General features: G+C 66.3%; 5 protein-coding genes and 6 tRNA genes. 8 read left to right on the forward strand and 3 right to left on the reverse strand.

The window, feature by feature from the left end; all coding sequences use genetic code 11:
* Positions 1-39 precede the first annotated feature (39 nt).
* A complete protein-coding gene (locus AC6LJ9_RS29930) occupies positions 40-1047 on the reverse strand; it encodes an aldo/keto reductase (protein WP_498150361.1) in 1008 nt (335 codons plus the stop codon).
* A 431-nt stretch (positions 1048-1478) separates the two neighbouring features.
* On the opposite strand from AC6LJ9_RS29930, the gene AC6LJ9_RS29935 reads away from it, so the two are divergent.
* From AC6LJ9_RS29935 to AC6LJ9_RS29970, 8 genes are all read left to right on the forward strand, one after another.
* Positions 1479-1554, forward strand: a tRNA-Ala gene (locus tag AC6LJ9_RS29935).
* Positions 1555-1603: 49 nt separating this feature from the next.
* Positions 1604-1679: transfer RNA gene (locus tag AC6LJ9_RS29940), tRNA-Glu, on the forward strand.
* 63 nt (positions 1680-1742) lie between these two features.
* A tRNA-Asp gene (locus AC6LJ9_RS29945) sits at positions 1743-1819 on the forward strand.
* A gap of 103 nt (positions 1820-1922) precedes the next feature.
* Positions 1923-1998 (forward strand) — tRNA-Ala (locus tag AC6LJ9_RS29950).
* Between the two features lie 35 nt (positions 1999-2033).
* A tRNA-Glu gene (locus tag AC6LJ9_RS29955) sits at positions 2034-2109 on the forward strand.
* Between the two features lie 60 nt (positions 2110-2169).
* Positions 2170-2246 (forward strand) — tRNA-Asp (locus AC6LJ9_RS29960).
* 619 nt (positions 2247-2865) lie between these two features.
* Positions 2866-3882 (forward strand): biotin synthase BioB, encoded by a 1017-nt coding sequence (bioB, locus tag AC6LJ9_RS29965; protein ID WP_498150362.1) that lies wholly within the window; start codon positions 2866-2868, stop codon positions 3880-3882.
* Positions 3879-4742, forward strand: a complete 864-nt coding sequence (locus tag AC6LJ9_RS29970; RefSeq protein ID WP_498150364.1) for an EamA family transporter — start codon at positions 3879-3881, stop codon at positions 4740-4742. Before bioB ends, AC6LJ9_RS29970 begins: the two co-directional genes overlap by 4 nt.
* A 14-nt stretch (positions 4743-4756) precedes the next feature.
* On the opposite strand, the gene AC6LJ9_RS29975 is transcribed toward AC6LJ9_RS29970, so the two are convergent.
* Both AC6LJ9_RS29975 and AC6LJ9_RS29980 read right to left on the reverse strand, forming a co-directional pair.
* Positions 4757-6244, reverse strand: coding sequence for an MFS transporter (locus AC6LJ9_RS29975; RefSeq protein ID WP_498150363.1), 1488 nt, complete (start codon positions 6242-6244; stop codon positions 4757-4759).
* A 79-nt stretch (positions 6245-6323) separates the two neighbouring features.
* Positions 6324-6827: a peroxiredoxin gene (locus AC6LJ9_RS29980; RefSeq protein WP_103275891.1), complete on the reverse strand. Its 504-nt coding sequence runs from the start codon at positions 6825-6827 to the stop codon at positions 6324-6326.
* Positions 6828-6961 lie beyond the last annotated feature (134 nt).

Here is a 6961-nt window from a genome sequence, read left to right on the forward strand (position 1 = left end):
GCTTCGCAGGATCCGGGACCTTTCCAGCGTCGACCAATCCTAGCTGAACAGATCCTCGGGCAAGGCCGACTGGTCTCCTGACGGACGCGACGGCCCCTGGCCCGCGCCCGTCCGTTCGATCGCATCGGCGATGCGCGCCATATCCTCGTCATCCAGCTCAAGTTCGGCGGCGCCCAGCAAGGCATCCACCTGCGCCGCGTTGCGCGCGCCGACGATCGCGCCGGTCACGCCCTGCCAGGCCAGGGTCCAGGCCACCGCGGCGGCGGCGACCGTCGCCCCGTGACGCTCGGCGACCGGCCGGAAAGCCTGCGCCAATGCCAGATTGCGTTGCAACGCGGGCGCCCGGAACTCGGCATGGCGCGAACGCCAGTCGTCGGCGGGCAGGCTGGCCGCGCGCGCCTCGCTGAATCCGCCGCTCAACAGGCCGGACTGCATCGGGCTGTAGACGATGACGCCGGTGCCGTGCGCCTCGCACCAGGGAATCAGGTCGGCGGCCGCGCTGCGCTGGATCGCCGAAAATGGCGGCTGCAGGCTGTCCACATGCCCCAGCGCCTCCGCGTCCTGCAACTGGGCGAGGTTGTGGTTCGACAATCCCACCGCACCGACCTTGCCCTCGCGCTTGAGCGCCAGCAAGGTCTCCCAGTAGGCGTCCAGAGACGTGCCGTCACCCGCAGGCCAATGCATTTGATAGAGATCGATCCGCTCCACGCCCAGACGGCGCAGCGAATCCTCGACCTCGCGCCGGATGCTTGCCGGCGCGCCGATGCGCCGTGGCGTGGCCTGCGGCTGCGCGTCGGACCAGGTCAGGCCGCACTTGGTGAACACGTAGGGGCGCTCGGACGGCGCCATCTGCGCCAGCGCGCGGCGCACGATCTCTTCGGAATGACCCAGGCCATAGACCGCCGCAGTGTCGATCCAGTTGATGCCCCGGTCCACCGCCAGCCGGATCGCGCCGACGGAATCGGCATCATCCTGCGGCCCCCAGCCCACCGCCCAGCCATTGCCTCCCATGGCCCAGGCGCCCAGCCCGATGCGAGTGATCGACATGCCGGTCCGGCCAAGGGAACGGGTAGGAAAGGATGTGCTTGTGCCCATGCGTGAAATGCTCCTGCGCCGGCGCGATTGCGCCGTATCTGCCGCAAGGCCACGATAGCACCGCGCGCCTCGCCGACACGGCTGAATCGCATCGGTCAATGCTTGAATGATGAACGAGCAATCTGAGTGACCGATAGGGATGGCCAACGAGGCGCGAAACGACTGGCCGCTCAGCCATCACGGAAACCTTTCCGCAACTTTTTTCATTTTTGCGCCCAATCGACTTGCACGCCCAAAATAGTTCGTGCATAATCTCGTTTCTTCGCCAACGGCACTAAACAAAACCGGCAACGAACCAGCAGGAACCGCCTGAATTCAGCAAGAAATCTTGCAGAAACCCAGACGAAACAAGCTGAACGTTGCGAGTATTGATTAGAAAAGACGGGGGTATAGCTCAGCTGGGAGAGCGCTTGCATGGCATGCAAGAGGTCAGCGGTTCGATCCCGCTTACCTCCACCAGTCCAAAGCGAAGAATGCAGTAAAAAAGCAGTGCCTGATGCAAGTCCACGTCCCCTTCGTCTAGAGGCCTAGGACATCACCCTTTCACGGTGAGTACAGGGGTTCGAATCCCCTAGGGGACGCCAGTTCTTTGGACTGTTCTTGCATCGTGCAGTTGAAGTGACCATGTAGTTCGAGTACGCCGCTGCGGAGCGGTAGTTCAGTTGGTTAGAATACCGGCCTGTCACGCCGGGGGTCGCGGGTTCGAGCCCCGTCCGCTCCGCCAAAAGCTCTCGCTCAGGGTCATTCTCAAGAGCTCCGATCCGGGGCTTTTTGCTTTTATAGGGTGTAAGCCCTTGTTGTCTGAAGGTTGAGACACCTGGGATTCTGGGGGTATAGCTCAGCTGGGAGAGCGCTTGCATGGCATGCAAGAGGTCAGCGGTTCGATCCCGCTTACCTCCACCAGTAAAGCAGTTGGTAGTACAGTGGTTTTTGTTCAGGTCCCCTTCGTCTAGAGGCCTAGGACATCACCCTTTCACGGTGAGTACAGGGGTTCGAATCCCCTAGGGGACGCCAGTATTCTGGCAAGCTGCCTTGACACCGCAGTTGCAGTACCGAAGTTTTGCATACCGCTGCGGAGCGGTAGTTCAGTTGGTTAGAATACCGGCCTGTCACGCCGGGGGTCGCGGGTTCGAGCCCCGTCCGCTCCGCCAAAGCACTTTGCGCCCTATGCGCACGCCGCGAAACAATCGCCGCGCCTTTATCGAAAAGCTCCGGATTCCGGAGCTTTTTTGTTTTCCGCTCGCAGATCCCCTTCTGCCTGGCCGCCGCCAATAGCGGCATATCGGTCCACATGGCTCGCATGCCCGCGAGCGCGCCTGGGTCACCTCGGCACATGCCTGTCGCGACTCGCGAGACACGGCATGCGGGCAGCGCTCCATCACGCCGCGCCGTGCTGCCACCGCTCCTTCCGCCGGAGTCCCGGCGGCCAATACGATCTCCCAATCGAGGCCTCCCCCAGCGCAGCATCGCCGCCACCGCGCCCACACCATCATCGGCCAGGCGCCCTGCGCCTCCCTGACCTCGAATTTACAAATTGAATCAAAAAATTCGACCCTTCGCCGTCCTCGAAGATGCCGGCGCGTTGCTTCCCGGGATGCACTAAAAGTCGCCAAATCTTCAAAATATAGATCGATCCACCCCGCATTTCCAGCCAGATACCCGGCATTGCGCAAACCCCGCCCGGCTTCATACGATCCGCCGATCGCAGCCTCAGCCCGCCAAGGCGGCGCAACCGGCGCGATCCCCGCGACACCGACTGGAGCCCTCCCGATGCAGACCGCCTACATCCCCGTCCCGACGATTCCCAAGCCGATGCCCGAATCCGCCGCCTGGAGCGCCGACGAGGTCCTGAAGCTGTACGACCTCCCGTTCATGGACCTGATCCATCGCGCGCAGCAGACCCATCGCGCCCATTTCGATCCGAACGCCATCCAGCTGTCCAGCCTGCTGTCGATCAAGACCGGCGGCTGTCCCGAGGATTGCGCCTATTGCCCGCAATCCGCGCATCACGACACCGGCCTGGATGCCGACAAGCTGATGCCGCTGGAAGACGTGGTCGCCGCCGCGCGCGCCGCGCAAGCCGGCGGCGCGCAGCGCTTCTGCATGGGCGCCGCCTGGCGCAGCCCCAAGCCGCATCACCTGGAAGCGGTGGCCGACATGGTCAGCGCGGTGAAGGCGCTGGGCATGGAAACCTGCGTCACTCTGGGCATGCTGGCCGATGGCCAGGCCGAACAGCTCAAGCACGCCGGCCTGGACTACTACAACCACAACCTGGACACCTCGCCGGAGTTCTACGGCAAGATCATCTCCACCCGCACCTATCAGGACCGCCTGGATACGCTGGAGCGCGTGCGCGACGCCGGTATCAATGTCTGCTGCGGCGGCATCGTGGGCATGGGCGAATCGCGCCGCGAGCGCGCCGGGCTGATCGCCCAGCTCGCCAGCATGGAGCCCTACCCCGAATCCGTGCCGATCAACAACCTGGTGCAGGTCGAGGGCACGCCGCTGGCCGGCGTCGAGGCGCTGGATCCGTTCGAATTCGTGCGCACCATCGCCGTCGCCCGGATCACCATGCCCAAGGCCAAGGTCCGACTGTCGGCCGGCCGCGAGCAGATGGACGATGCGCTGCAGGCGTTGTGCTTCATGGCCGGCGCCAACTCCATGTTCTACGGCGACGCGCTGCTGACCACCGCCAATCCGCAGATGCAGGCCGACCAGCGCCTGCTGGCGCGGCTGGGCATGCACATCGACGCCGAGCCCGCGCAAGAGGCGCCGGCGTGCCGCTGACGCCCGGCCTGCTGTACCTGGCGGCCAGCATCGCCTGCAGCGTGACGGTGGCCGCGATGCTGAAGCTGGCGCGCGGCTGGCGCATCGACGTGCGCCAGGCCATCGCGGTGAATTACGCGGTGGCCGCGACCTTGTGCTGGACCGTGCTGCGGCCCGCGTCCGACACGCTGTTCGCGGCCGGCACGCCTTGGCTGACGCTGGCGGCGCTGGGCATCCTGCTGCCCAGCGTGTTCCTCGCCATGGCGCAGGCCGTGCGCCATGCCGGCGTGGCGCGCAGCGACGCGGCGCAGCGCCTGGCCCTGTTCATTCCGCTGATCGCCGCATTCCTGCTGTTCGGAGAGACGCCGGACGGCCCCAAGCTCGCCGCGATCGCGCTGGCGTTCTGTGCGCTGTACTGCCTGCTGCGCCGCCCGTCACCGGACGGCGAGCCCGCCGAGGGCGGCCGCGACCGCTGGCTGTGGCCGCTGATCGTCTGGGCCGGCTATGGTGTGATCGACGTGCTGTTCAAGCAGGTGGCGCGCACGGGCACGGCCTTTTCAGGCGCGCTGCTGCTGGCCTTCGTGCTCGCCGGAATGCTGATGCTGGGCTACCTGTTGTGGCGCCGCGCAAGATGGGAGTGGCGCCATGCGCTGGCCGGCGTGGCGCTGGGCCTGGCGAATTTCGGCAATATCCTGACCTATATCCGCGCGCACCAATCGCTGCCGGGCCACCCGTCGGTGGTGTTCGCATCGATGAACATGGGCGTCATCGCCGTGGGCGCGCTGATCGGCGCCCTGGCGTTTCGGGAACCGCTCTCGCGCCTGAACCTGCTGGGGCTGGCACTGGCCCTGGCGGCCATCGTGCTGATGATCCCCCGCTAGCGGTACGCGCGGCCTCAGGTTCCGGTGCGCAGGCGCGGTTCGGGCGCTTCTTCGTCCAGGCTTGTTGCGTCAGGCACCATTCCCGCCTCGTAGCCCAGATCTCGCGCAGCCTCGGCGACCGCGGCAGGGTCTGCCACCGCAACCTCGGCGGCTGCCGCGCCCGGAGCCACCGTTTCGGTTGACGCCGCAGCCGCCGCGGCAGGGTCGGCAGACTGCACGGCGGCCGTGGCGGGATCCGGCTCCACCATCTCGATCGTGATGTCGGTCTCGGGATCGACCCGGGGATCCAGCACCGCCGCCGCGGGCGAGCTTTGCAGGGTATCGGGCATCGGCACGAAGTGGGTGGGCGCTTCCTGCACCTGGTGCGCGCCCGTGACGCGCGTCGGCCGCACCTGCCAGACCAGGATCAACGCGCAGGCCGAGACGAACATGTAGTACATGCTGTGCCCGCCCCAGGACATCAGCACGCCCGCGACCATGGGGCCGACGCAGGCGCCAACGCCGTAGGTCATCAGCAGCACCGCCGACAGGCTGACGCGCCGCTCGGATTCCACATGGTCGTTGGCGAAGGCCGCGCCCAGCGGGTACAGCGTGAATTGCAGCACGCCGAATACGGCGGACAGGGCCAGCATGGCCCAGAACGGCAGTTCGATCCAGCCCCACATCAGCGCCGGCAGGACCGCCAGCAGCAAGGCATTGAAGCGGATCAGGCCGGCGCGGTTGATGCGGTCCGACAGCCAGCCCATCGGCCATTGCGACAGCAGGCCGGCGGTCACCGCCGTGGCCACGAACACCGCCGCCTGGGACGTGCTCATGCCGTGCTTGGCCCCGTAGACAGCGGCCAGGCCGTAGAACGCGCCGGACACATTGCCCGCCACGAACAGCACCGTCATGGACAGCGGCACGCGGCGCATGAAGAATCGGATGTCCAGCGGCGCGGGCAAAGGCGTGGGCGGGTGCGAACGCGCCGTGACGGCGATCGGCACCAGGCACAGCACCAGGCACATGGCGACCAGCGTCAGCGGCCGCAGGTCCAGCGTCGCATAAGCCGTCAGCGCCAACTGGCCCAGCACGGTGCCCAGGCCGGACACCACCATGTAGACGGAGAACACGCGCCCGCGCTGATGATTCTCGGTCTGTTCGTTCAGCCAGCTTTCGATGACCATGAACTCGGTCACCATGACGATGCCGGAGATCACGCGGAACGCCAGCCACAGCGGCAGCGAGTCGACCAGCGTCTGCGCCAGGATCATGCTGGTGGCGACCGCCGCGCAGGCCACGAAGGCGCGGATGTGGCCCACCCGGATGATCAGCCTGTGCCCCAATCGGGCGCCGCACACCAGGCCGAAGTAGTAGCCGGCGATCAGGGCGCCGATCCACACCTCGCTGACCGCCTGCGACGTCAGCCGCAGCCCCATGTAGGTATTGAACAGGCCCGTGCCGATGAGCATCAGCAGGGTCGCGAAGTACAGCGACGAGAACGAGGAAATGGTGGCGATCATGGCATCGGGCAGCCGCGGCCAGCGGCCTTTCGGCGGACCGCGCCTGCGGCCCGCCGTAAAACGGTAGAACGGAAGAGAATCAGGCCTGCGACAGCATGGTGGCCGCGTCGCTGACCTCGAACTTGCCGGCGGCCTCGACGTTCAGCGTCTTGACCACGCCATCCTCGATGAGGGCCGAATAGCGCTGCGAGCGCACGCCCATGCCGCGCTGGATCAGGTCCAGCTCCAGGCCCAGCGCCTTGGTCCACAGGGCCGAGCCATCGGCCAGCATGCGAACCTTGCCGTCGGTGCCCTGTTCACGGCCCCAGGCGCCCATGACGAAGGCGTCGTTGACCGACACGCACCAGATCTCGTCCACGCCCTTGGCCTTGAGCGCGGCGGCCTGCTCGACGTAGCCCGGCAGGTGCTTGGCCGAGCAGGTCGGCGTGAAGGCGCCCGGCACGGCGAAGAGCGCGATCTTCTTGCCGCGGACCAGGTCGGCGACCTGGAAGGCGTTGGGACCCAGCGAGCAGCCCGCGGTCTCGGTTTCGATGAATTCGGTCAGGGTGCCATCCGGCACGCGGTCGCCGACTTTGATCGTCATGGAAATATCTCCGGCTGAAAAATCTGAAGAAAGAATGAATGGGGCAGAGCATTGAGGCGAGGCCGCCTCACACCCTCCATCATAGTTCCTGCGCGCGGGCGGCGCTTGGCGCGGCGGCCGCCCATGCCCCGGGC

Source organism: Achromobacter sp. 1011811831 (genome assembly GCF_059760905.1).

Bases quoted from the DNA above. Each gene is read 5' to 3' on its own strand.
- AC6LJ9_RS29930 (WP_498150361.1), bottom strand. From the start codon at position 1,047: ATGTCGATCACTCGCATCGGGCTGGGCGCCTGGGCCATGGGAGGCAAT.
- bioB (WP_498150362.1), top strand. From the start codon at position 2,866: ATGCAGACCGCCTACATCCCCGTCCCGACGATTCCCAAGCCGATGCCC.
- AC6LJ9_RS29975 (WP_498150363.1), bottom strand. From the start codon at position 6,244: ATGATCGCCACCATTTCCTCGTTCTCGTCGCTGTACTTCGCGACCCTG.
- AC6LJ9_RS29980 (WP_103275891.1), bottom strand. From the start codon at position 6,827: ATGACGATCAAAGTCGGCGACCGCGTGCCGGATGGCACCCTGACCGAA.